Raw genomic sequence first — 24,146 nt, 5'->3', positions numbered from 1 at the left:
ACTGGTCACGACGCCATTACGATCACCCGCTTGACAGTGGACGCCCACTTGCCGACCTCGTTCCCCCGGCGTAGACCAGATCGCACGGGACAGCCCTCGAACGTTCGACGAGGAACGAAGAACGGGGTCGTGATGCGCAGCACCAGCAGCACACAGCGGAAGCCAAGGTCAGCGAACAGGGCTGCGAAATCGGCGGCCGCCGCCCTGGCGGCGGCCCTCGCCCTGTCGCTCACCGCATGCGGCGGAGACGACGACAAGAGCAGTGACTCGGGCGCCACAGGCGGCAAGGAGACCGGCACCACGGTCACCCTCCCCAAACTGAACGGCCAGAGCCTGGAGGTCGCCGCCGTCTGGAGCGGTGAGGAGCAGGCCAACTTCAAGAAGGTCCTGGCGGAGTTCGAGAAGCGCACCGGCGCCAAGGTGACCTTCGTGCCCGCCCAGGACCCGATCGTGAACTTCCTGGGCTCGAAGGTCGCGGGCGGACAGCCGCCGGACATCGCGATGCTCCCGCAGCCCGGCGCGATCAAGCAGGCCGTGGACAAGAAGTGGGCCAAGCCCCTCGGCACGGAGGCCAAGGCGGAGCTCGCCAAGAACTACTCGCAGGGCTGGCAGGACATCGGCAAGGTCGGCGGCACCCAGTACGGCGTCTACTACAAGGCCGCCAACAAGTCGCTGATCTGGTACAACGCCAAGGTCTTCGAGAACGCGGGCGCCACCGAGCCGAAGACGTGGGACGAACTGCTCACCACCGCCCAGACGGTCTACGACTCGGGCGTGACCCCGTTCTCCGTGGGCGGTGCCGAGGGCTGGACCCTGACGGACTGGTTCGAGAACGTCTACCTCTCCCAGGCGGGCCCGGAGAAGTACGACCAGCTCGCCAAGCACGAGATCAAGTGGACGGACCCGTCCGTGAAGAACGCCCTGACCACGCTGGCCCAGGTGTGGGGCAAGAAGGACTATGTCGCGGGCGGCGCCAAGGGCGCGCTGCAGACCGACTTCCCGGCCTCGGTGACCCAGACCTTCACCGGCGGCGACCAGCCCAAGGCGGCGATGGTCTACGAGGGTGACTTCGCGCAGGTCAACATCCAGACCGCCAAGGCGAAGGTCGGCACGGACGCGAAGGTGTTCCCGTTCCCGAAGGTCGGTGACACCGCCCCCGTGGTCTCCGGCGGCGACGCGGCCGTGATCCTCAAGGACTCCAAGGCGGCGCAGGCACTGGCCACGTTCCTGGCCTCCCCGGACGCGGCGACGATCCAGGCCAAGCTGGGCGGCTATCTCTCGCCGAACAAGAACGTGGACATCTCGTCGTACCCGAACCCGGTGCAGCAGAAGATCGCCAAGGCGCTGATCGACTCGGGCGACGACTTCCGCTTCGACATGTCCGACCAGGCCCCGCAGGCCTTCGGCGGCACCCCCGGCAAGGGTGAGTGGAAGGCGCTCCAGGACTTCCTGACGAACCCGAAGAACGTCGCGGGCACGCAGGCGAAGCTGGAGGCCGACGCGGCGGCCGCCTACGGGAACTGACGCGATGACATCGGTCACCGAGGCAGGGGTCCCACCGGCCCCTGCCTCCCCCAAGTCGCGCAAGAGCGTGACCGGCACACGCAGGACCGTGGCAGTGATGTTCCTGCTGCCCGCCCTCGTGCTGCTGGGCGCGCTCGTGGTCTACCCGATCGGGTACTCGATCGTCCGCAGCTTCTACAACCAGTCCGGCGACGGATTCGCCGGAATCGACAACTACAAGGCCCTGTTCACCGACGACGGCATCCGCACGGCCCTGAAGAACAACATCATCTGGGTGGTGTTCGCGCCCACGATCTCCACCGCGCTCGGTCTGATCTTCGCGGTGCTGACCGAACGGGTGCGCTGGGGAACGGCGTTCAAGCTGGTCGTCTTCATGCCGATGGCGATCTCCATGCTGGCGGCGGGCATCATCTTCCGGCTCGTCTACGACCAGGACCCGGACAAGGGGTTCGCGAACGCGGTATGGGTGGGCGTGCACGACACGTTCGCGCAGGCCTCGGCGTTCCCGAAGGCCCACCCGGGCCGGAACTCGCCACTGGTGGCCCAGGGCGGCGGTTTCATCACCAAGACCACGGTCCACACCGGCGGCACCATCACCCTGCCCCTGGTGGGCGTCGCCCCGGACCAGATGCCCGGCGACGCGAAGAAGGCCGTGGCGCCGCAGGCGGACCCGGGCAGGATCACCGGGACGACCTGGCAGGACTTCACACGCGGCAAGGGCGTCGGCAAGCTCGGCGGGGTGGACCCGACCGAACTCGGCTACCCCGGCATGAAGATCGAGGCGGTCAAGGACGGCAAGGTCGTCGAGACGGCGAAGGCCGGGGACGACGGCACGTTCTCCTTCTCGGAGAAGGCCGACGGGGCCCAACTGCGGCTTCCGGCGAGCAACTTCAAGGAGGCCTACAACGGGATCGACTGGCTCGGCCCGTCGCTGGTGACGCCGGCGATCATCGGGTCGTACATCTGGATGTGGGCCGGTTTCGCGATGGTGCTGATCGCGGCCGGGCTCGCGGGCATCCCCCGCGAACTCCTGGAGGCGGCCCGGGTCGACGGCGCGAGCGAGTGGCAGGTCTTCCGCAGGGTCACCATCCCCCTCCTCGCCCCTGTCCTCGCGGTCGTCACCGTGACCCTGATGATCAACGTCCTGAAGATCTTCGACCTGGTCTTCATCATCCCCCCGGGCTCCTCGCAGGACGACGCGAACGTCCTCGCGCTGGAGCTGTACCGCAAGGGCTTCGCCGAGGACCAGCCGGGTATCGCGAGCGCCATCTCGGTGTTCCTGCTGCTGCTGGTGATCCCGGTGATGTGGTTCAACATTCGTCGGCTCAGGCGGGAGGTACGGCGATGACCACTCAGGCCGAAAGGCTTCCCGAGACGGCACCGGCGGACAGGGCGAAGGCGAAGCAGTCGCTCGGCTCACGGCTCGTCGAGCGCGTCAGCGGCGGCCTGATCAGCGTCCTCCTCGTGGTCGTCGGCCTGTTCTGGCTGGTGCCGACGATCGGGCTGCTGATCTCCTCGCTGCGCAGCCCGGAGGACCTCACGGCGAGCGGCTGGTGGAAGGTCTTCAGCGAGCCGTCCCAGCTCACCCTCGACAGCTACCAGAAGCTCCTGCAGAACAGCGACATCACGCACTCCATCGTCAACACCATCCTGATCACGGTCCCGGCGACGCTCCTGGTCATCGTCATCGGCGCGCTCGCGGGTTACGCGTTCGCGTGGATGGAGTTCCCGGGCCGCGACTGGTGGTTCATGGGCGTGGTCGGTCTGCTGGTGGTGCCGGTGCAGGTGGCGCTGATCCCGATCGCCGAACTCTTCGGCAAGATCGGCCTGTTCGGCAACATCCTGGGAGTGATCCTCTTCCATGTGGGCTTCGGCCTGCCGTTCGCGGTGTTCCTGCTGCGGAACTTCTTCGCGGAGATCCCCCGCGAACTCCTGGAGGCGGCACGGCTCGACGGCGCGGGTGAACTGCGCCTGTTCGCAAGGGTGGTGATGCCGCTCGGCGGGCCCGCGATCGCGAGCCTCGGCATCTTCCAGTTCCTGTGGGTGTGGAACGACATGCTGATCGCGCTGGTGTTCACGGACGCCGACAGCCAGCCGATCACGGTCGCCCTGCAGACCCAGATGCGTGCCTTCGCCGACAACGTCGACGTCCTGGCACCGGGCGCGTTCATCTCGATGGTGATTCCGCTGATCGTGTTCTTCGCGTTCCAGCGGCAGTTCGTGTCCGGCGTGATGGCGGGCGCGGTCAAGTAGCGCGTGGGACAGCCCGATTGAGGGGGCGGGCCGGCACCGGCCCGCCCCCTCGCGTTCGCCCGAATGCCGTACGGACCGTAACCCCGCGCCGCCGTGGGGCGTTCCCGGGCAGACCGCCCGCGCCGACCCTTGGATGTGCCGTGCCCAGGTTCAGTGTCATCGTCCCCGCGTACAAGGTTCAGGCGTACCTGCCGGCGTGCCTGGAATCGGTGCTGTCACAGTCGTACGAGGATCTGGAGCTGATCGCGGTCGACGACCGCTCGCCGGACGCGTGCGGCGAGATCGTCGACGAGTTCGCGGCCCGTGATCCACGGGTCCGGGCGGTCCACCTGGCGCAGAACGCGGGACTCGGTCCCGCCCGCAACGCCGGGACGGCCGAGGCGAGCGGCGACTACCTGCTGTTCCTCGACGGCGACGACACCCTCGCCCCGCACGCGCTGCGGGCGATCGCCGACCGGCTGAAGGAGACCGGCGAGCCGGACGTCCTGGTCCACGACCACGCGCTCGTCCACTGGTCGGGCGAGAGCGTCCGCGACGCCTTCGCGGGCCGGCTCACCGAGCGGGGCCCGGCGCCGTTCCGCCTGGAGGACCGTCCGGGGCTGCTGCGGGTGCGTTCGGTGGCCTGGAACAAGGCGTACCGCAGGGAGTTCGTCGAGCGTGCGGGTCTCACCTTCCCGCCCGGTCACCACACGGACCTGCCCTGGACCTACCCGGCCCTGACGGCCGCCGAGTCGATCGCCACCCTGGACCGCGTCTGCGTCCACCACCGGCGGCACCGCGGAGGCGAACTCCCCGACGCGGCCGGCCACTTCGACCTCTTCGACCAGTACGACAGGGTCTTCGCACACATCGACGCGCGCCCCGAACTCGCCCGGTGGCGGCCGGTGTTGTTCCGCCTCATGGTGGACCACCTCTCGGCGGTGTTCACCGACCGGCACCGCCTCCCGCACGGCACCCGGGCCGAGTTCCTGCGGCGGGCCCGCGACCACTACCGCGCCCACCGCGTCCCGGGCCACCCGGTCCCGGCGCGCTCCCGGCTGCGCCACACCGTGATCCGCCTGGGCCTCTACCGCACCCAACGGCTCACCGAACTGGCCCTGAGCCTCGGCCGCCGGACCGCCCGCCCGGTCGTACGCCTCGCCAAGTCCCTGCACGCGGTGGCCCTCCGGCTCCACTACCGCGTCCAGCTCCGCCTCCCGCTGCGCGAGGACCGTGCCGTCTTCGCCGCGTACGGGGGCCGCGGCCACAGTTGCAACCCGGGCGCGCTGGAGGAGGCGTTCCGCACCTTCGCCCCGCACATCCGCACCGCGTGGATCGCCCGTCCCGAGCACCACCACACCATCCCGACGGCCACCCTCAGGCTGCGCCCGGGCACGGCTGCCTACTGGACGGCGCTGGCCCGCTCCAAGTACCTCGTCGACAACACCGACTTCGACCGCCGCCTGGTCAAGCGCCCCGGCCAGGTCCTCGTCCAGACCCAACACGGCACGCCCCTCAAGCACATGGGCCTGGACCTCCAGGAACGCCCGGCGGCGGCAGGGGACGTGGACTTCGAGGCGATGCTGAGGGGCGTCGACCAGTGGGACTACCTCCTGTCCCCCAACCGCCACACCACCCTGACCTGGGAGCGGGTCTACCCCGGCCGCTACACCACGCTCCCCTACGGCTATCCCCGCAACGACGTGTTCCAGCGGGCCACTTCGGAGGACGTACGGCGCCTGCGCGAGTCCCTGGGCGTCCCCGAGGGCTCGGTGGCGATCCTGTACGCGCCCACCCACCGCGACTACCGCCGCACCCAGCGCACCACCCTCGACCTGGACCGCGTCCTGCGCCGTCTGGGCCCCCGCTTCGTCGTGCTGGCCCGCGCCCACCACCGCCACGGCGGCCCGCTCGTCTCCCCCGCGACCGGCCGGGTCATCGACGTCAGCGACCACCCGAGCGTCGAGTCCCTGTGTCTGGCCTCGGACGCCCTGGTCACCGACTACTCGTCCTTGATGTTCGACTACGCCAACCTGGACCGCCCGATCGTGATCCACGCCGACGACCGTGAGGCGTACGAGGCGGCCCGCGGCACCTACTTCGACCTGCGGTCCTTCGCGCCGGGCGCGGTCGCGCGCAACGAGGACGAACTGATCGACATCTTCGCCACCGGCCACTGGCGCGGCTCCCGCTCCACCCAGCTGCGGTCGGCTTTCCGCGAACGCTTCTGCCCCTACGACGACGGCCGCGCCGCCGAACGCGTCGTACGCCATGTCGTCCTGGGCGAGTCCGGGTCGCCGGCCGTGGTGCCGCTCGCGGAGCGCCACCCGGTGCCGTCGGCGGCGGCAGCGCTCGACCGCTCCCCGCTGGCCACCGTCCCCCGCCCCGCGACGCACACGCCCGTCACCGAGACCCGTTAGGAGGGGCCCATGCCGTCCAGCCCGTCCCATCCCACACCGACCCGTCCGTCCACCTGGCGCCCGGTGGGACGGCCGGGGCGCGGGCGCCGCCGCTAGGGCCTGTCCGGCGGATCAGGCCGGCTTCAGGCAACGGCACCGGTCCTAGCCCCGAGCCGCCTCCGGATGCAGCCGCACCCATCCCTCCCAGGCCGAGGTGATCATGTCCTGGACGTCGTGCTTGGCCTTCCAGCCGAGTTCTGTGGCCGCCTGGTCGGCGGAGGCGACGACCCGGGCCGGGTCCCCGGGACGGCGGGGAGTGACGGTCGGGGGGCGGTCGTAGCCCGTGATGGCGTTGATGTGGTCGATCATCTCGCGGACGGAGACACCCTCGCCGCGTCCGATGTTGACGGTGAGGTCGCGTCCCGGGGAGGACTGCAGAGTGCGGGCGGCAGCCACGTGGGCCTCGGCCAGGTCGGCGACGTGGATGTAGTCGCGGACGCAGGTGCCGTCGGGGGTGTCGTAGTCGTCGCCGAAGATACGCGGGGCCGCGTCCTGGGTGAGCCTCTCGAACACCATCGGGATGATGTTGAAGACGCCCGTGTCGGCCAGCTCGGGGCTCGCCGCGCCCGCCACGTTGAAATAGCGCAGGCACGCGGTGGACAGGCCGGTCGCCCGGCCCGTGGCGCGGACCAGCCACTCCCCCGCCAGCTTGGTCTCGCCGTACGGGGACATCGGCGCGCACGGGGTCCGCTCCGTCACCAACGGGACGTCCGGCATGCCGTACACCGCCGCGGAGGACGAGAAGACGAAGGAGGGGACCCCGGCCGTCGTCACCGCCTCCAGGAGGACGCGCAGGCCCTCGACATTCTCCCGGTAGTAGTGCAGCGGCTGGTCCACCGACTCGCCGACCTGCTTCTTCGCCGCGAGGTGGACCACACCGGTGACCTCGTGGTCCGCCAGGGTGTGCGCGACCCGCTCGGCGTCCAGCGTGGAACCCGTCACCAGCGGCACGTCGGCCGGCACGCGCTCGGCGATGCCGGTGGACAGGTCGTCGTACACGACCGCCTGCTCGCCCGCCCCGGTCATCGCCCTCACGACATGCGCCCCGATGTAGCCGGCGCCGCCGGTGATCAGCCAGGTCATGTACGGCCGTCCCCTCTTCGGTTGACCCGTGTGCGCGTATCAGTGAACCAGGCGGCCGGGTCGGGCGGGTGCCACGCGGTTCTGGCTCGCAGCCCTTTCAGCCCTCTCATCAGAATCAGTGCGTGTTCGTGAAGGCCCAGCGGCACTCGAGGAGGCAGGGACTCGGCATCTGCGGGGCCGGCAACCCCAGCACCGCGAGCCCGTCGGCCTTGCCCTGGCGTGGCCAAGGCGACGACGACAGCGGCCACGGCCACGGCCACTCAGGTGACCACGAGCCCTCACCGGCTGAAGTCCTCGTCGGGCAGCTCGGCGTGCACCGCCGCGTCCAGGGCCGAGGTGAGCTGGTCGAGGCGGGCCCGCAGGGCGCTGATCTCGTCCACGTCGAAACTGGTCGCTGAGACGATCCGGCGGGGCACCCGCTCCGCGCGCTCGCGCAGGGCGACGCCCTCCTCGGTGAGCCGCACCTCCACCGAGCGCTCGTCGCGGGCGCTGCGCTCGCGCCGGACGAGGCCGGCCGCCTCCAGTCGCTTGAGGAGCGGGGAGAGGGTGCCCGAGTCGAGCCGCAGGTGCTCGCCGAGCTTCTTGACCGGCAGATCGCCGTGCTCCCACAGCACCAGCATCACCAGGTACTGCGGGTAAGTGATCCCCAGGTCCTTGAGGATCACGCGGTAGACGCTGCCGAAGGCGCGGGAGGCCGCGTTCAGGGAGAAGCAGATCTGCTGGTCGAGGCGGAGCCAGTCGGTGGTGGCCGGGGACGTGTCCATGCGTCCAGGATAGCCCTTGCGAGCCATTTAGTTGTGCGCAATTGAATTGTGTGCTCTACTTACGGCCGTGAGGCGGCCGCGGAAGAGCCGCCGGAACGAACTTCGAGAGGGACGGTTTTCATGGACGCGCTCTACACCGCTGTCGCCACCGCCACCCACGGCCGCGACGGCCGCGCCTACACGAACGACGGCAAGATCGACGTCGCTCTGGCCCCGCCGGTGGAGCTGGGCGGCAACGGACAGGGCACCAACCCGGAGCAGCTGTTCGCCGCCGGCTACGCCGCCTGTTTCGGCAGCGCCCTCGGTCTTGTCGGCCGCCAGGCCAAGGTGGACGTCAGCGACGCCGCCGTCACCGCCGAGGTCGGCATAGGCAAGCAGGGCGAGGGCTTCGGCCTCAAGGTCGCCCTCCGCGTCGAGCTGCCCGACTCCGTGGACGCGGAGACCGGCCGCAAGCTCGTCGAGCAGGCCCACCAGGTCTGCCCCTACTCCAACGCCACCCGCGGCAACATCGAGGTCGACCTCGTCATCGAGTAGGGGTCATCGAGTAGCCCTGGGGATCTGACGACCCAGGACCGGACCGGGCGGTGGGTCGCGGCGGCTTGGGGCCCACCCCGCCCACACGGGCGCAGGGGTTGGCGCCGGCCCGCGCGCGAGGCCGTCTCGGTTCACGGGCGGCTCGGGGGGACGAGGGTGACTGCCCAGGGGCGCCTTGGGCGGGCCGTCGCACTCTGAGCCGGCGTGCTTGTCCGCGCGGGCTCTCAGCGGCTCGGGGCCGAATCGGGCGGAGAGCCGCAGCGGCTAGGGGCCGGCCCCGAGCACGGGCACAGCGGTCTTGGCGCCGGCCCGCACGGGAAGCCATCCGGGAACGGCTCCGGGAGAGAACGATGACTGCTCAGGGCGCCCTGCACGAGCCGTCGCACCCTGGGCCAGGGCGCTTGGCCGCGCGGCGACCGGCGTACCGGCGTACCGGCCACTCAGGGCTCGACCAGGCGGAGAGCCGCAGCGGCTCGGGGCCGGCCCCAGCACGGGCACGGCAATTTGGCCCCGGCTCGCGCGCGAAGCCTTAGCAGCTCGGGGCGGGCCCGCGCGGATGCCGTGACGGTTCGGTCGGCCCGCGCAGTCGCCGTAACTGCTCGCGACTAGCCTGCACGGATGGTCGTACGCGCAGAGCGCGCCCTGGGCGCCGTCGTCGGTTCCGCTGCGGGGGACGCGCTGGGTGCCCCCTTCGAGTTCGGGCCGGAAGGTGCCTTCTCGGACCGCTTTCCGGAGCCCGGGCACGGCGGCGAGATGTGCGGGGGTGGCGGCTGGGAGCCGGGTGAGGCGACCGACGACACACAGATGGCGGTCCTGGTCGCCGAGTCCCTGGTGGAGTGCGGTGGGCTCGAACTCCCGGACGTCTTCCGGCGGTTCCAGCGGTGGGCGGCGGCGGAGCCGAAGGACATCGGCCTTCAGACCGAGGCCGTACTGAGCAGCGGCGACCCCTGGGACAGCGCCGCCGCTCTCCACTTCCAGGTGAGCCAACGGGCGGCGGGAAACGGCGCGTTGATGCGGGCGGTCCCGTCCGCCGTGTACTTCGCTGCCCACGGCCGCGAGGCCACCATGTCCGCCGGCCGCCGCCTGGCCGCCCTCACCCACGGCGACCGGGCGGCCTGGGAGGGCACGGCCGTCTTCCACGAACTGGTACGAGTGGCCCTGGCCGGCGACGACCCGCTGGACGCCGTGGAAGCCACCCTGGACGCGGTCCACGAAGACCACCGCGGACGCTACGCCACCGTCCTGGCCCCCGACTGGCACCCGGACCAGGCCACGGAGTTCAACGGTGCCGTATGGCCCTGCCTGGGCTCCGCCGTCTGGGCGCTGCGTACGACGACCTCGTACGAGACAGCCGTACGCGCTGCGATCGACCTGGGCGGCGACACGGACACAGTGGCCGCGGTGACGGGCGGCCTGGCCGGAGCGGTGTACGGCGTCACGGCCGTCCCGGAGCGCTGGACGACACCCCTGCATGTCCCGCTGCCGGGCTTCGCCGACCGGGTGCTGAGGGCGGCCGACCTGGCTGCCCTCACCCTTCTCCTCACCGGCTGTCCCTTCACCGGCTGACGGCAGCGCCCGGAAGGGGCGCGGGCCTTTGCCGACATGCGACTCCCCTCGCGGGCGAGGCCGGCCGCCCCCGCCTGCCCGGAGTGGCAGTCCTCCGGGCCACTGAGGCTCAGAGCGCCTTCAGCGCCTCCGTCGTCACCCGGGCCAGCGCCGCGAGATACCCCTTCGGCAGCTTCGGGCTCCGGATCACCACCGAGCGCCAGTACAGGGGGCCGGAGATCAGGTCGAGGGCCAGTTCGTCGTTGAAGCCGGTGCGGAGCTCCCCGCGCCGCTCCGCCGCCGTGATGATCTTGCTGGCGACACCCTCCTGGCCCTTCTGCAACGCGTTCTGCAGGGCCTCGGCGATCTCGGGGTTACGGGCCGCCTCGGCCTGGAGGTCCGGGATGATCTGCGAGGCCACCGGGTGCCGCAGCGCCCGGGAGGTCACCTCGTACAGCATCCGCAGGTCGTCCTCCAGCGAGCCCGTCTCCGGCACCGGCAGACCCATCACCGCGATCTCCGACACGACGTCGAGGACCAGATGCAGCTTGGAACGCCAACGGCGGTAGACCGCGGTCTTGCCCACGCCCGCCCGACGTGCGATGCCCTCGATCGACATCCGCGCGTATCCGGAGGCCGCGAGCTCCTCGAAGACGGCCGCCCGAATGGCTTCCGTCACATCCTCACGGAGTACGGCGGCTCCTGCCGGGGCACGGCGGCGCGTAGGGGTCTGCGGCGCGTCGGCGTTGGTCGTCATGCGGACCAGCATAGGGCGTAGCGACGAAACGGTCCCGTTCCGACGCGGGTGGCCGCGACGGAGCCGTATCGACGCGACGGCGCACACCACGACGGCACGCCACGACGCTACGGTTACGTTCCAACGTGACAGGTCACGACGAAACGGTTACGTTCCAACGTCGCTCGTCACGACGAAACGGTTGCGTTCCGACGCTGAATCGTCCTACTCTCACGTTGCGACGATACGGTCCCGTCCCGACGTAAGAGAACGTAAAGAGTCACGTAAGGAAACGCCGGACGACGGGCGCGCCAGCCGCACGCGCACCACCCCCACCCCCCGAGCGAAAGCAGCGGATGTGAGCCAGGTCCTCGACACACCGCCCCCGACAGCGTCCCCGGCCGACGACGACCTCTCGGCCCTGGCCGCCCGGCACGGCCTGACGGTCAGCGGCGCCCGCCCCTCCCTGCCCGACTACGTCCGTCAGCTGTGGGCACGGCGCCACTTCATCACCGCGTTCTCGACCGCCAAGCTCACCGCGCAGTACAGCCAGGCGAAGCTGGGTCAGGTCTGGCAGGTGATGACCCCGTTGCTGAACGCGGCGGTCTACTACTTCATCTTCGGCGTCCTGCTGGGCACGAAGAGGAATGTGCCGGACTACGTCCCGTTCCTGGTCACGGGCGTGTTCATCTGGACGTTCACGCAGAGCTCGATCATGGCGGGCACCCGGGCGATCTCCGGCAACCTGGGCCTCGTGCGCGCCCTGCACTTCCCGCGGGCCGCGCTGCCGATCTCGTTCGCCCTCCAGCAGCTCCAGCAGCTGCTGTTCTCGATGGCCGCCCTGGTCGTCATCCTGCTCTGCTTCGGTGTCCCGATCGCCAGTTCCTGGCTGCTGGCGGTCCCGGCACTGGTCCTGCAGTCGGTCTTCAACGCGGGCGTCTCGATGATCATGGCGCGGATGGGTGCCAAGACGCCGGACATCGCGCAGCTGATGCCGTTCGTCCTGCGCACCTGGATGTACGTCTCCGGCGTGATGTGGAGCATCGACAAGCTGGCCAAGGGCCACCACGACTGGCCGTCCTGGGTGGTGCCCGTCCTCCAGGCCAACCCGGCCGCCATCTACATCGACCTGATGCGCTACTCCCTGATCGACAGCTTCCACGCCAGTCAGCTGCCGCACCACGTGTGGGCGATCGCGGTGGGCTGGGCGCTGGTCGCCGGCGTCGGCGGCTTCATCTACTTCTGGAAGGCTGAGGAGACGTACGGCCGTGGCTGACATCGAGAACGACCAGATCCCCACCGTCGTCGTGGACGGCGTCGACATCGTCTACCGCGTCAACGGCACCGGCGCCGGCAAGGGCTCCGCCACCGCCGCCCTCAACCGCATGCTGCGCCGGGGGCAGGTCGAGAAGGCGGCGGGCGTACGCAAGGTGCACGCCGTCAAGAACGTGTCGTTCGTCGCCTACAAGGGCGAGGCGATCGGCCTCATCGGCACCAACGGCTCCGGCAAGTCGACCCTGCTCAAGGCGGTCGCCGGTCTGCTCCCGGTGGAGAACGGCCGGATCTACACCGACGGCCAGCCCTCCCTCCTCGGCGTCAACGCGGCCCTGATGAACGACCTCACCGGCGAGCGCAACGTCCACCTCGGCGGCCTCGCCATGGGCATGTCCCGCGAGCAGGTCAGGGACCGCTATCAGGAGATCGTCGACTTCTCCGGCATCAACGAGAAGGGCGACTTCATCACCCTCCCGATGCGCACCTACTCCTCCGGCATGGCGGCCCGCCTGCGCTTCTCCATCGCCGCCGCCAAGGACCACGACGTCCTCCTCATCGACGAGGCCCTCGCCACCGGCGACCGCTCCTTCCAGAAGCGCTCCGAGCAGCGCATCCGCGAGCTCCGCAAGCACGCGGGCACGGTGTTCCTGGTGAGCCACAGCAACAAGTCGATCCGCGACACCTGTGACCGGGTGCTGTGGCTGGAGCGCGGCGAACTGCGCATGGACGGCCCCACCGACGAGGTCCTGGCAGCCTACGAGGACTTCACGGGCGGCCCGGACAAGGCGAAGCCGCAGCCGAAGGCCGCCGCCTGAGAGTCCGCACAGGACGGACGACCGGACGACCGGATGAGCGAGGGCGCCCCGAGCCACATGGCCCGGGGCGCCCTCGTCGTCGTATCGCTCACGAACGCTTACGAATGCTGCCGCAGCAGCGTCCTCATGGTGCGCATCGCCACCGACAGGTTGGCCAGGTCGAACGCGTCCGAGCCCTGGATCTCCTCCAGGGTGGTGCGCGCCCGGCTGAGGATCGGGGCGTTCTTCTCCTCCCAGGCCTTGAAGCGCTGCTCGGGAGTGGACGTGCCGTTGCCCACCGCCAGTACGTCGGCGGTGAGCGCCGAGTGGGCCGCGTACAGGTCCTCGCGGATGGAGGCGCGGGCCATGGACTGCCAGCGGTCGGCGCGGGGCAGCTCGATGATGCGGTCCATGAGCTGGGTGATGTGGAGACGGTCGGCGAGGTCGTAGTACACCTCGGCGACGTCCATCGGGTCGCGGCCCATGCGGTCGGCCACCGAGACGATGTCCAGCGTCGGGAAGGCCGAGGAGAACCCGGCCACCCGCGTGGCGAGTTCGTCGGGGACTCCGGCGCCGCTCAGCTCGTCGTAGATCTTCTGGTACCACTCCAGGTCGGCGCCCCGCAGCAGCTTGGGCAGCTGCGACCACACCTGTTCGACGCGCTCGCCGAAGAAATCGACGGTCTCGGCGAGCTGGAGCGGCTGCGGCCGGTTGTTGAGCAGCCAGCGCGTACCGCGCTCGACGAGCCGGCGCGAGTGCAGGCGGATGCGGGTCTGTACGGCGGCCTCGACCTGGTTGTCGAGCGCCTCGACCCCGTCCCACACCACACCGGAGCGGAAGATCGCGCGGGCCGCGGTCTGCGCCCGGACGATCTCCTCCAGCGACGCGCCGGTCTCCTCGCGCAGACGATGCAGATAGGTCGTACCGCCCGTGTTGACCGTGTCATTGACCAGGACGGTCGTGGTGATCTCGCGGTGCAGCGGGTGGTTGTCGATGTGCTCCGGGAACTGCTCCCGCAGGGCCTTCGGGAAGTACGTGTGCAGCAGACCGTGCAGATACGGGTCGTCCGGGAGCGAGGTGTGCAGCAGCTCCTCGGCGACCGTGATCTTCGTGTACGCCAGCAGAACGGCCGTCTCCGGGCTGGTCAGGCCCTGTGCGGCGCCGAGGCGTTCACGGATCTGGCGGTCGGTGGGCAGGAACTCCAGGGCCCGGTCGAGGTGGCCCTCGCGCACCAGGTGGCGCATGAAGCGCTGCTGGGCGTGGAGCATGTCCTTGGACTGGGCGAGCGCGTTGGCGATGGCGGTGTTCTGCGCGTAGTTGTTGCGCAGGACCAGGCGGCCGACCTCGTCGGTCATCTCGGCGAGCAGCTTGTTGCGCTGCTTGACCGTCATGTCGCCCTCGGTGACCAGGCCGTTGAGCAGGATCTTGATGTTCACCTCGTGGTCGGAGGTGTCCACGCCCGCGCTGTTGTCGATGGCATCGGTGTTGATCTTGCCGCCGTGCAACGCGAACTCGATCCGGCCGAGCTGCGTCAGGCCCAGGTTGCCGCCCTCGCCGACGACCCGCACGCGCAGGTCGGCGCCGTCGACGCGGATCGGGTCGTTGGCCTTGTCGCCGACGTCCGCGTGGGTCTCCGTGGACGCCTTCACGTAGGTGCCGATGCCGCCGTTCCACAGCAGGTCCACCGGCGCCTTGAGGATCGCCTTCATCAGGTCGGCCGGGGTCATCTTGGTGACCTTGTCCTCGATGCCGAGGGCCTCGCGGACATGGGCGTTGACCGGGATGGACTTGGCGGTACGGGGGAAGACGCCGCCGCCCGCGGAGATCAGCTCGGTGTCGTAGTCGGCCCAGCTGGAGCGCGGGAGGTCGAAGATGCGGCGGCGCTCGGCGTAGGAGGTGGCCGCGTCGGGCTTCGGGTCGATGAAGATGTGCCGGTGATCGAAGGCGGCGACCAGGCGGATGTGCTCACTGAGCAGCATGCCGTTGCCGAACACGTCACCGGACATGTCGCCGATGCCGACGACGGTGAAGTCCTCGGACTGGGTGTCGAGGTCCAGTTCGCGGAAGTGCCGCTTGACGGACTCCCAGGCGCCGCGGGCGGTGATGCCCATGCCCTTGTGGTCGTAACCGGCCGAGCCGCCGGAGGCGAAGGCGTCGCCGAGCCAGAAGTTGTACGACTCCGCGACCCCGTTGGCGATGTCGGAGAAGGTCGCGGTGCCCTTGTCGGCGGCGACGACGAGGTAGGTGTCGTCCTCGTCGTGGCGTACGACGTCGGCGGGCGGGACGACTTCACCGGCGACCATGTTGTCGGTGATGTCGAGCAGGGCCGAGATGAACATCTTGTAGCTGGCGATGCCCTCGGCCAGCCACGCGTCCCGGTCGACGGAGGGGTCGGGCAGCTGCTTGGCGACGAAGCCGCCCTTGGCGCCGACCGGCACGATGACGGTGTTCTTCACCATCTGCGCCTTGACCAGGCCGAGGATCTCGGTGCGGAAGTCCTCGCGCCGGTCGGACCAGCGCAGACCGCCACGCGCGACCTTGCCGAAGCGCAGGTGCACGCCTTCGACGCGCGGCGAGTAGACCCAGATCTCGAACGCCGGGCGCGGGGCCGGCAGGTCGGGGATGGCCTGCGGGTCGAACTTCATGGAGACGTAGTCGTGCGGCTTGCCGCCCGCGGCCTCCTGGAAGAAGTTGGTGCGCAGGGTCGCCTTGATGACGGTCAGGAAGGAGCGCAGGATCCTGTCCTCGTCCAGCGAGGCCACCTGGTCGAGCGCCGCGTCGAGCTCCTCCAGGAGGGCGTCCACGAGTTCGTGGCCTGCGCGCTGGCGGTCCGGCGACATCCGCGCCTCGAACAGGGAGACGAGCAGCCGGGTGGTGTGGACGTTGTGGCGGAGGGTGTCCTCCATGTAGTCCTGGCTGAACGTCGAGCCCGCCTGGCGCAGGTACTTGGCGTACGCCCGCAGCACCATCGCCTGGCGCCAGCCCAGTCCGGCGCTCAGCACCAGGGCGTTGAAGCCGTCGTTCTCCGCCTTGCCGGTCCAGGTGGCGGCGAAGGCCTCCTGGAAACGCCCGCGGCCGTCGTCGCCGAGGTAGTCACCGCCGCCGTTCTGCGACTTGGGCATGCGCAGGCCGAAGTCGTAGATCCAGGCGACGCTGCGGTCGGAGCAGCGCAGTTCGTAGGGCCGCTCGTCCGTCACCTCGACGCCGAGCCGGCTGAGGACCGGCAGCACGGCGGACAGGGAGATGGCGTCACCCTTGCGGTAGATCTTGAAGCGGCGCTCCTCGGGGGCGGCACCCACCGGCTCGTACAGGCTGAGCGCGAAGTCGTTCTCCTCGCCGAGCCGCTCCAGGTGGACGAGGTCGGCGACCGCGGAGCGCGGGGTGTGGTCGGCCTTGTAGCCCTCGGGGAAGGCGTTGCCGTAGCGGCGGGTCAGTTCGGCGGCGCGCTCCTCGCCGAGCTCGGCGTTGAGCGCCTCGGCGAAACCGTCGGCCCAGGAGCGGGCGGCCTCGACCAGGCGGGCCTCGATGCGCTCCTTGTCGCTGTCGCTGAGCTGCGGCAGTTCGGTGCCCTGGGGGACGCGGATCACGAAGTGCAGCCGGGACAGGATCGACTCGGTGTTCCAGGCGGTGAAGTCGACGCTGATGCCGCCGAGTTCCTCCTTCAGGATGTCGATGATCCGGAGGCGGACGCCGGTGGTGTAGCGGTCGCGGGGCAGGTAGACGAGGGCCGAGTAGTAGCGGCCGTACTCGTCCTGGCGCAGGTAGAGGCGCAGCCGCCGCCGCTCCTGGAGGTACAGGACGGAGGTGGCGATGGACTCCAGCTCGTCGGCCGGGGTCTGGAAGAGCTCGTCGCGCGGGTAGGTCTCCAGGATCTGGAGCAGGTCGCGGCCGTCGTGGCTGTTGGGCGAGAAACCGGCCCTTTCGAGCACCTCGTCCACCTTGCGCCGAATGACCGGGACGCGGCGCACCGACTCGGTGTAGGCGGCGGAGGAGAACAGCCCGAGGAAGCGCCGCTCGCCGATGACATTGCCGTCCGCGTCGAACTTCTTGACCCCGATGTAGTCGAGGTACGACGGCCTGTGCACTGTCGCCCGGCTGTTCGCCTTGGTCAGCACGAGGAGCTTGTGCTCGCGCGCCTTCGCGCGGGCGTCGGCGGGCAGCCGCTCGAAGGACGGGCTGACGGGGTGGCCCTCCTCGCCGGCGTGGTGCGGGTCGGAGCGCAGTATGCCGAGGCCGGTGCCGGGCACGGCCGCGAGGGAGTCGTCCGGCCTGAGTTGGTACTCCCGGTAGCCGAGGAAGGTGAAGTGGTCGGCGGCCAGCCAGCGCAGCAGCTCGCGGGCCTCCTCGATGTCCATGTCACGCAGTTCGGGGGCGACGGGCTCGGCAGGCAGTTCGTCGGCCATCCGCAGAGCCGCGTCCCGCATCTTCTCCCAGTCCTCTACGGTCTCCCGGACGTCGGACAGGACGCGCAGCAGGTCGGCGGTGATCTGCTTCAGGTCACTGCGGTCGGTCTCGCGGTCGATCTCGACGTGGATCCAGGACTCGGTGTGCGCGTCGTGCGGGAGGTCAGCAGCGGAGGGCGGGGCGGTGAGGACCTCGATCAGCCTGCCGGTGACATCGCGGCGGACGACGACCTGGGGGTGGATGACGACATGGATGCCGCGCCCCTGCCGGGTCAGCTCATTGGTGACGGAGTCGACGAGGAAGGGCATGTCGTCGGTGACGACCTCGACGACCGAGTGGGTGCAGGTCCAGCCGTTCTCCTCCACCGTGGGCGTGTGCACCCGCACGTTGGCCGTGCCCTGCGGGCGCGTCTCGCCCAGCCGGAAGTGGGAGAGAGCGGCTCCGTAGATGTCGACCGGGTCGCGGTCGGCGAGGTCTTCCGGTGCCGTGTGCAGGTAGTAGCGCTGGAGGAACGCGAGCACGGTCTCGTTGTCCGGGGTGTCCGGGGTGCGGGGGGTCTCGTCGTCCGTCGTCCCAGTCGGTAGGTGCCCCCCGACCGGGCTGTTCTCAGCTACCCGTGCAGCCCTCTCGAGCAGCTCGGCCTTGGCTTCGTCCAGCTTGGTCTGCATTGTCCTCTGGCTCCTGTCGCGCGCCGTTGCGTGACGTAGAAGGAAGTACGGTCTCTTCCCCTGCGGCTCGACGCCACGGCCCGGGGTCTCCGGTCTGCTCCGACGCTATGCCGCAAGGTGAGATGAGCGGGGGTATATCAGCCATTCTCGACACGCCCGCCAGGTGTGACGCTGCTCTCTGCCGCGCCGGTGACGAGGGCGTATTCGGCGTCATGAGGGCCCCTACGGCCCCGTCCCGCCCGCGAGGACCAGCGGCCGCCGCCCGGCCACGGAGGTGTTCCGTGCGCACCGGGCGCGGGGCGGGGGCCACAGCGCCCCCGCGAACTATCGCGCTGATCACGCCACCAAGGCTATCGCTCCTTACAGGGGGGCCGTCATGAGCCGTATGTGTACAAAACCGGGGGTGGAACTTTGACACTCTGCACAGTGTCCGCCTCGCATCCAGGCCATACCTGCACCGGCAAGCCCGGCTGTACCTGGCCCGCCGACCTGGCCTTCGCCTGGGTCGACGCCGGTGAGTACAACGACCCCGAGATCCTCAAGTCCTTCTTCGACGCCGACAAGCCGGTCGCCCGGATCTGCATGCAGCCGGCCGGAGCGGCCTTCCAGGACGCCGAGGGCTGGATTTGGGAGTTCCTGAAGGTGCTCAGGGCGAAGGCACCGGTGACCTAGGTGACCGGTGACCTAGCCGACGGGTGCCGCATGCCGTCTCGGTCTCGGTCTCGGTCTCGGTCTCGGGACCGACGTGAACCGGTCACGCCGCTATTCGCTCGGCCTCCGCGACCGCCTCCGCCAAGGTGTCCACCACTGGCACGCCCACCCCTTCCAGGCTGGCCCGGCTGTGCGACCCCCCGGTGTACAGCACGGCCCGCGCCCCCACCCGCATCGCGGCCACCGCGTCGTCCGCCGCGTCCCCGATCACCACGGTCCGGGCCGCCTCCACACCCTCCAGCGCGGCGAGATGCCGCTCCATGTGCTCCGCCTTGCTCCCCCCGGACGGCCCCGTCCGCCCGTCCACTCGCAGGAAGTGCGCCTCGATCCCGAACCCGCGCACCAACGGCACCAGCTCGTCGTGCACGTACATGCTGAGGATCGACTGGCTGCGCCCGGCCGACCGCCACCCCATGAGCAGCTCCACCGCGCCCTCGGTGAGCCCGCACCCCACCCGGTGCTCGGCGTAGTACCGGTGGAAGGTCTCGTCCATGAGCTCCCACTCCGCGTCGGTGGGCAGCCGGCCGAGCAACCGCTCGTAGAACTTCGGCACCGGCACGCAGTACAGCGCCCGGTACTGCTCCATCGTGATCGGCGCGAGCCCCAACTCGCCGAACGCCGCGTTCGTCGCCCCGATGATCGCGTCGTTGTCGTGGAACAGCGTGCCGTTCCAGTCCCAGACGATGTGCGCCCCTGTCAGCTTCCCCATGTCAAAAACGTACCCGCCCCCACTGACAATGAAGAGACCAGCAGGTCAAGGCGGGTAAAGCCGCGACCCGGCACGGCGGGAGGCGGGTTCAGCCGCCCAGCCCCACGAGGTTCGGGATCTCCTGCGTCGCGAACCACAGCAGCTCGTGGTCCTCGGCTCCGTCCACGACGAACTGCGCGTCGTCGTCCCCGGCGTCCGCCGCCGCCAGCGCGTCCGCGGCAGCGGTGACGTCCTCCACCGCGTCCTCCGAGTCGACGTGCACCGCGGCGGCCTTGGCCAGCTTCACGGCCCCGGCGACCCGCACCTCCCCGAGCGCCGCGGGATCCAGCGCCCGGTCGGGATCGGCGACCGCCGCCCCGTCGGCCACGTCGACGGCCACCACGACCCGGCGCCGTACGGCCCCGGCGTCCGCGGCGAGCAGCCGCAGCGAGGCGAGCGCGGCCCGGTTCAGCGCCGCGTACTCCAGTTCCTCGATGTCGTCGGAGAGGTACCACTCGCGCAGGGCGGGTGTGACGGCGTAGGCGAGGAGCGGTCCGGCCCCCAGCTCACCCGTCTTGTACGCCTCGGCGAGACCGGAGAGGGTCAGGGGGACGTAGACGCGCATGACTGGCCGCTTTCGTGGTCGGAGAACATCTTCGGAGGGGCTCCGCGAAGGCCTTCAGGATACGTGCGGGCGTCCCCTTTCGAGTCCCTGCCCAGACCTCGGCAGGCGTCCACCCCGGGCCCGGAATTCACCCGCCCCGCCCCCGGATTCACGGGCTTCCGCGCCCTGCGATCACCCTGATAGGTGAACATTTCCGGCCGCCCGACCCGGCCCCCCTCGCGCTTGCCGCCGCGGTCCGCCGCCCCGTACAAGATCCCCAACCAGAAGTTACCGCCCGGTACTTTCCGGGCCCGCTGAACGGGGATCCCATGAACAAGGTCATGACCAGGGCACAGCACCTTTCCGGCACCCGCCCCCCGGCCCGCCGCGACTCCCGCCGCCCGGGCGGCACGCCGCCCCGCACACCCGGGGGCAGCACCCCCCGCACGGCCCCCGGCGACGGCCGCCCACCGGGCTCCCCCGGCAGCGGCCCCCGCACCCGTACGGGCCCCACGGACAGCCGTCCACAGAACATCCCGGGGCTGAACGCCACGACCACGGGAGCCGCCCGACGCGGCACCACAGCCGGCGCCACGAGCACGGAAGCCGCCCCGCGCGCCACCCCGGCCGGCGCTACGGCCACCGGCGCGCGCAGCACCACCCCGGCCGCGGTCAGCACCACCGCCGGCCCGGGCAGTACCGCCCCCGCAACGCACACCGCGACCCGCGGCACAACCACCCCGGCGGTCGTCCCGCCGCAGACCCCGCGGCGCCCCGTGGTCCCCCAGCCCCGCCCCACCGACCTCTTCGCCGACCTTCTCCTGGCCGTTCTGAGCGGCCAGCGCCCCGTCCACTCGATGCTCCGGCACACCGCGGGCCGCGCCTACGACGAGCTGGCCCGGCTCGCCGAACGCGGCCCCCTGCGTACCCGAGGCGCCCGGCCCGTCGTTCGGGACATCGGCTACTACGTCCCCCGCCAGGGCGCCGTGGAGGCCTTCGCCCGCATCGGTGCCGGCGATCAGCTGCGCGCCATGGCCTTCCGGCTGGAACAGGGCCAGGACCTGCGCTGGCGCTGCACCGCGGTCGAACTGGGCGGCTCCCGGGCTCCCCGTCCGGACGAGGACTGACAGCCCCGGAGAAGCCCGCGAGTCCCCTCCCACGCCGAAGGGCCGGCCACCCCGAGGTGACCGGCCCTTCTTACGCCACGGCGCCACCGGCACCGACACGTCGATCCGCCACGGCGCTCGTCACGCCGTAGGCACTACTTCTTGCGCCGGCCCCGACCACGGGACTGCTTGCGCCGCTCCGCGCGCGTGAGGCCGTCCGCCTCGGAGCGCACCGGCTCGTCGTCGTCGGCGAACTCGCCCTCGATGACACCGCCCTCGCCGTCAACGGTCGGCGCGGAGAAGTGCAGGTCCCGGCGCTGCGGGGCGTCGAGTCCCTTCGCGCGGATCTCGGGACGCGAACCGGCCTGCGCCGGAACGGAGTCCTGCTTGGCGAGGGACGGCTTCTCGTCCTCGACCGGAACCTCCTCGACCTGCTGCTCGACCTGGACCTCCAGGTTGAACAGGTAGCCGACGGACTCCTCCTTGATGCCCTCCATCATGGCGGTGAACATGTCGAAGCCCTCGCGCTGGTACTCGACCAGCGGGTCCTTCTGGGCCATCGCCCGCAGGCCGATGCCCTCCTGGAGGTAGTCCATCTCGTAGAGGTGCTCGCGCCACTTGCGGTCCAGGACCGACAGCACGACCCGGCGCTCCAGCTCACGCATGATCTCGGAGCCGAGCTGCGCCTCACGCGCCTCGTACTGCTCGTGGATGTCGTCCTTGATCGACTCGGAGATGTACTCGGCGGTCAGGCCCGCGCGGTCGCCCGCCGCCTCCTCCAGCTCCTCGACGGTGATCTTCACCGGGTAGAGCTGCTTGAACGCGCCCCACAGCCGGTCGAGGTCCCAGTCCTCCGCGAAGCCCTCGGCGGTCTCCGCCGCGATGTACGCGTCGATCGTGTCGTCCATGAAGTGCACGACCTGCTCCTGCAGGTCCTCGCCCTCCAGGACGCGGCGCCGCTCGCCGTAGATGACCTCGCGCTGCCGGTTGAGGACCTCGTCGTACTTCAGGACGTTCTTACGGGTCTCGAAGTTCTGCTGCTCGACCTGCGACTGCGCGGACGCGATCGCGCGCGTGACCATCTTGTTCTCGATCGGGACGTCGTCCGGGACGTTCGCCATCGACATCACGCGCTCGACCATCTGGGCCTTGAACAGCCGCATCAGGTCGTCGCCCAGGGAGAGGTAGAACCGGGACTCGCCGGGGTCGCCCTGTCGGCCGGAACGACCGCGCAGCTGGTTGTCGATACGGCGCGACTCGTGCCGCTCGGTACCGAGGACGTAGAGCCCGCCGAGCTCCTTGACCTCCTCGAACTCCGCCTTGACCGCCTGCTCGGCCTTCTCCAGGGCGGCGGGCAGGGCCGCGGCCCACTCCTCGATGTGCTCCTCGGGGTCGAGGCCGCGCTGGCGCAGCTCCGCCTCCGCGAGGTCCTCGGGGTTGCCGCCGAGCTTGATGTCGGTACCACGGCCGGCCATGTTGGTGGCGACGGTGACGGCGCCCTTGCGGCCGGCCTGGGCGACGATCGTCGCCTCACGGTCGTGCTGCTTGGCGTTCAGCACCTCGTGCTGGACGCCGCGCTTGCTGAGCTGCTGCGAGAGGTACTCGGACTTCTCGACCGACGTCGTGCCGACGAGGATCGGCTGACCCTTCTCGTGCTTCTCGACGATGTCGTCGACGACCGCCTCGAACTTCGCGACCTCGGTGCGGTAGATCAGGTCCGACTGGTCCTTGCGGACCATGGGCCGGTTGGTCGGGATCGGGACGACGCCGAGCTTGTAGATCTGGTGGAACTCGGCGGCCTCGGTCATCGCCGTACCGGTCATGCCGCACAGGCCCGGCTGTTCCTTGCCGTTGTGGTCGTGGCGCTTGTACAGGCGGAAGAAGTTCTGGAGGGTGATCGTGGCGAGGGTCTGGTTCTCGTCCTTGATGTCCACCCCTTCCTTCGCCTCGATCGCCTGGTGCATGCCCTCGTTGTAACGGCGGCCGGCGAGGATACGGCCGGTGTGCTCGTCGACGATCATGACTTCGCCGTCCATGACGACGTAGTCCTTGTCCTTCTTGAAGAGCTCCTTCGCCTTGATGGCGTTGTTCAGGTAGCCCACCAGAGGGGTGTTCACCGACTCGTAGAGGTTGTCGATGCCCAGCCAGTCCTCGACCTTGCTGACACCGGACTCGTGGATGGCGACCGTGCGCTTCTTCTCGTCGACCTCGTAGTCGCCGGTCTCCTCGATGCCCTTGAGGGGGTTGCCGGCCTCGCCCTTCTTCAGGCGGGTGACCAGCTTGGCGAAGTCGCCGTACCACTTGGTGGCCTGGTCGGCCGGGCCGGAGATGATCAGCGGCGTACGGGCCTCGTCGACCAGGATGGAGTCGACCTCGTCGACGATGGCGAAGTTGTGGCCGCGCTGGACGAGTTCGTCCTGGGACCACGCCATGTTGTCGCGCAGGTAGTCGAACCCGAACTCGTTGTTCGTGCCGTACGTGATGTCGCACGCGTACTGCGCGCGGCGCTGGGCCGGCGTCATGTTGGCGAGGATGCAACCGACCTCGAGGCCCAGGAACTTGTGGACGCGGCCCATCATCTCGGAGTCGCGCTCGGCCAGGTAGTCGTTGACCGTGATGAGGTGGACGCCCTTGCCGGACAGCGCGTTCAGGTACGCGGGCAGCGTGCCGACGAGCGTCTTGCCCTCACCGGTCTTCATCTCGGCCACGTAGCCGAGGTGGAGGGCGGCACCGCCCATGATCTGCACGTCATAGTGGCGCTGGCCCAGCGCGCGCTTGGCGGCCTCGCGCACGGTGGCGAACGCCTCGGGGAGCAGGTCGTCCAGGCTCTCACCGTCGGTGTACCGCTGCTTGTACTCCGCGGTCAGGGCCCGCAGCTCGGCGTCGGAGAGGTCGATGAAGTCCTCTTCGATGGAGTTGACCTGGTCCGCGATGCGGTGCAGCTTGCGCAGGATCTTGCCTTCGCCTGCACGCATGATCTTCGAGAGGACGGACACGGGGGTTGGTCTCCTTGCCGGTC

16 protein-coding genes and 1 pseudogene are annotated in these 24,146 nt (G+C 70.0%); 10 read left to right on the top strand and 7 right to left on the bottom strand.

Translation table 11 applies throughout. The annotated features are described in order from the left end of the window. Positions 1 to 132: 132 nt before the first annotated feature. From D1369_RS24945 to D1369_RS24930, 4 genes are all read left to right on the top strand, one after another. Positions 133 to 1,524 (top strand): ABC transporter substrate-binding protein, encoded by a 1,392-nt coding sequence (locus tag D1369_RS24945; RefSeq protein WP_007382433.1) that lies wholly within the window; start codon positions 133 to 135, stop codon positions 1,522 to 1,524. Positions 1,525 to 1,528: 4 nt separating this feature from the next. After that, a complete protein-coding gene (locus tag D1369_RS24940) occupies positions 1,529 to 2,872 on the top strand; it encodes a sugar ABC transporter permease (protein WP_082319399.1) in 1,344 nt (447 codons plus the stop codon). Beyond that, positions 2,869 to 3,777, top strand: a complete 909-nt coding sequence (locus D1369_RS24935; protein WP_007382435.1) for a carbohydrate ABC transporter permease — start codon at positions 2,869 to 2,871, stop codon at positions 3,775 to 3,777. Before D1369_RS24940 ends, D1369_RS24935 begins: the two co-directional genes overlap by 4 nt. Before the next feature lie 140 nt (positions 3,778 to 3,917). Beyond that, positions 3,918 to 6,176, top strand: coding sequence for a bifunctional glycosyltransferase family 2 protein/CDP-glycerol:glycerophosphate glycerophosphotransferase (locus D1369_RS24930; protein ID WP_118082614.1), 2,259 nt, complete (start codon positions 3,918 to 3,920; stop codon positions 6,174 to 6,176). Between the two features lie 141 nt (positions 6,177 to 6,317). Here the strand turns inward: D1369_RS24930 and galE are convergent, their stop codons facing one another. Both galE and D1369_RS24920 read right to left on the bottom strand, forming a co-directional pair. Continuing rightward, positions 6,318 to 7,298 (bottom strand): UDP-glucose 4-epimerase GalE, encoded by a 981-nt coding sequence (galE, locus tag D1369_RS24925; RefSeq protein ID WP_007382437.1) that lies wholly within the window; start codon positions 7,296 to 7,298, stop codon positions 6,318 to 6,320. 278 nt (positions 7,299 to 7,576) lie between these two features. After that, positions 7,577 to 8,062, bottom strand: a complete 486-nt coding sequence (locus D1369_RS24920; RefSeq protein ID WP_037900287.1) for a MarR family transcriptional regulator — start codon at positions 8,060 to 8,062, stop codon at positions 7,577 to 7,579. Positions 8,063 to 8,182: 120 nt separating this feature from the next. On the opposite strand from D1369_RS24920, the gene D1369_RS24915 reads away from it, so the two are divergent. Both D1369_RS24915 and D1369_RS24910 read left to right on the top strand, forming a co-directional pair. Next, entirely contained in the window at positions 8,183 to 8,596 is a 414-nt protein-coding gene (locus tag D1369_RS24915; protein ID WP_007382439.1) for an organic hydroperoxide resistance protein, read from the top strand. Positions 8,597 to 9,214: 618 nt separating this feature from the next. Further along, complete coding sequence (locus D1369_RS24910) at positions 9,215 to 10,162, top strand: ADP-ribosylglycohydrolase family protein (protein ID WP_007382440.1); 948 nt, start codon at positions 9,215 to 9,217, stop codon at positions 10,160 to 10,162. A 109-nt stretch (positions 10,163 to 10,271) separates the two neighbouring features. Here the strand turns inward: D1369_RS24910 and D1369_RS24905 are convergent, their stop codons facing one another. Further along, positions 10,272 to 10,910, bottom strand: coding sequence for a TetR/AcrR family transcriptional regulator (locus D1369_RS24905; protein WP_037900289.1), 639 nt, complete (start codon positions 10,908 to 10,910; stop codon positions 10,272 to 10,274). 325 nt (positions 10,911 to 11,235) lie between these two features. On the opposite strand from D1369_RS24905, the gene D1369_RS24900 reads away from it, so the two are divergent. Next, entirely contained in the window at positions 11,236 to 12,153 is a 918-nt protein-coding gene (locus D1369_RS24900) for an ABC transporter permease (RefSeq protein ID WP_007382442.1), read from the top strand. After that, complete coding sequence (locus D1369_RS24895) at positions 12,146 to 12,967, top strand: ABC transporter ATP-binding protein (protein ID WP_007382443.1); 822 nt, start codon at positions 12,146 to 12,148, stop codon at positions 12,965 to 12,967. The genes D1369_RS24900 and D1369_RS24895 overlap by 8 nt, the downstream gene beginning before the upstream one ends. Before the next feature lie 98 nt (positions 12,968 to 13,065). Here the strand turns inward: D1369_RS24895 and D1369_RS24890 are convergent, their stop codons facing one another. Continuing rightward, on the bottom strand, positions 13,066 to 18,018 hold the full coding sequence (locus tag D1369_RS24890; protein ID WP_007382444.1) for an NAD-glutamate dehydrogenase: 4,953 nt from the start codon (positions 18,016 to 18,018) through the stop codon (positions 13,066 to 13,068). Positions 18,019 to 18,459: 441 nt separating this feature from the next. Here D1369_RS24890 and D1369_RS24885 point away from each other — a divergent pair. Further along, positions 18,460 to 18,690 (top strand): annotated as a pseudogene (locus D1369_RS24885) (peptidase); the annotation flags it as partial. A gap of 82 nt (positions 18,691 to 18,772) precedes the next feature. Here D1369_RS24885 and D1369_RS24880 read toward each other — a convergent pair. Together D1369_RS24880 and D1369_RS24875 are read right to left on the bottom strand one after the other, a co-directional pair. Next, the gene (locus D1369_RS24880) at positions 18,773 to 19,438 is read right to left on the bottom strand and encodes an HAD hydrolase-like protein (protein ID WP_007382446.1); all 666 of its coding nucleotides are present in this window, start codon (positions 19,436 to 19,438) and stop codon (positions 18,773 to 18,775) included. A gap of 88 nt (positions 19,439 to 19,526) precedes the next feature. After that, positions 19,527 to 20,042, bottom strand: a complete 516-nt coding sequence (locus D1369_RS24875; protein ID WP_007382447.1) for a hypothetical protein — start codon at positions 20,040 to 20,042, stop codon at positions 19,527 to 19,529. Positions 20,043 to 20,350: 308 nt separating this feature from the next. Between D1369_RS24875 and D1369_RS24870 the strand changes: the two genes are divergently transcribed. Next, the gene (locus D1369_RS24870) at positions 20,351 to 21,148 is read left to right on the top strand and encodes an Rv3235 family protein (protein ID WP_037900291.1); all 798 of its coding nucleotides are present in this window, start codon (positions 20,351 to 20,353) and stop codon (positions 21,146 to 21,148) included. A gap of 134 nt (positions 21,149 to 21,282) precedes the next feature. Here the strand turns inward: D1369_RS24870 and secA are convergent, their stop codons facing one another. Beyond that, entirely contained in the window at positions 21,283 to 24,123 is a 2,841-nt protein-coding gene (gene secA, locus D1369_RS24865; protein ID WP_118082613.1) for a preprotein translocase subunit SecA, read from the bottom strand. Between the last annotated feature and the right edge of the window lie 23 nt (positions 24,124 to 24,146).

This window comes from Streptomyces sp. CC0208 (assembly GCF_003443735.1).
Taxonomy (GTDB): domain Bacteria; phylum Actinomycetota; class Actinomycetes; order Streptomycetales; family Streptomycetaceae; genus Streptomyces; species Streptomyces sviceus.
The sequence above is the reverse complement of the archived record's forward strand: the minus strand, read 5'-3'. Positions and strand labels throughout refer to the sequence as shown.

What these genes read in the sequence shown, in the direction of transcription:
- D1369_RS24945 (WP_007382433.1), top strand. Translation starts at nt 133, where the DNA reads ATGCGCAGCACCAGCAGCACACAGCGGAAGCCAAGGTCAGCGAACAGG.
- D1369_RS24940 (WP_082319399.1), top strand. Translation starts at nt 1,529, where the DNA reads ATGACATCGGTCACCGAGGCAGGGGTCCCACCGGCCCCTGCCTCCCCC.
- D1369_RS24935 (WP_007382435.1), top strand. Translation starts at nt 2,869, where the DNA reads ATGACCACTCAGGCCGAAAGGCTTCCCGAGACGGCACCGGCGGACAGG.
- galE (WP_007382437.1), bottom strand. Translation starts at nt 7,298, where the DNA reads ATGACCTGGCTGATCACCGGCGGCGCCGGCTACATCGGGGCGCATGTC.
- D1369_RS24920 (WP_037900287.1), bottom strand. Translation starts at nt 8,062, where the DNA reads ATGGACACGTCCCCGGCCACCACCGACTGGCTCCGCCTCGACCAGCAG.
- D1369_RS24915 (WP_007382439.1), top strand. Translation starts at nt 8,183, where the DNA reads ATGGACGCGCTCTACACCGCTGTCGCCACCGCCACCCACGGCCGCGAC.
- D1369_RS24910 (WP_007382440.1), top strand. Translation starts at nt 9,215, where the DNA reads ATGGTCGTACGCGCAGAGCGCGCCCTGGGCGCCGTCGTCGGTTCCGCT.
- D1369_RS24905 (WP_037900289.1), bottom strand. Translation starts at nt 10,910, where the DNA reads ATGCTGGTCCGCATGACGACCAACGCCGACGCGCCGCAGACCCCTACG.
- D1369_RS24890 (WP_007382444.1), bottom strand. Translation starts at nt 18,018, where the DNA reads ATGCAGACCAAGCTGGACGAAGCCAAGGCCGAGCTGCTCGAGAGGGCT.
- D1369_RS24880 (WP_007382446.1), bottom strand. Translation starts at nt 19,438, where the DNA reads ATGGGGAAGCTGACAGGGGCGCACATCGTCTGGGACTGGAACGGCACG.
- D1369_RS24875 (WP_007382447.1), bottom strand. Translation starts at nt 20,042, where the DNA reads ATGCGCGTCTACGTCCCCCTGACCCTCTCCGGTCTCGCCGAGGCGTAC.
- D1369_RS24870 (WP_037900291.1), top strand. Translation starts at nt 20,351, where the DNA reads ATGAACAAGGTCATGACCAGGGCACAGCACCTTTCCGGCACCCGCCCC.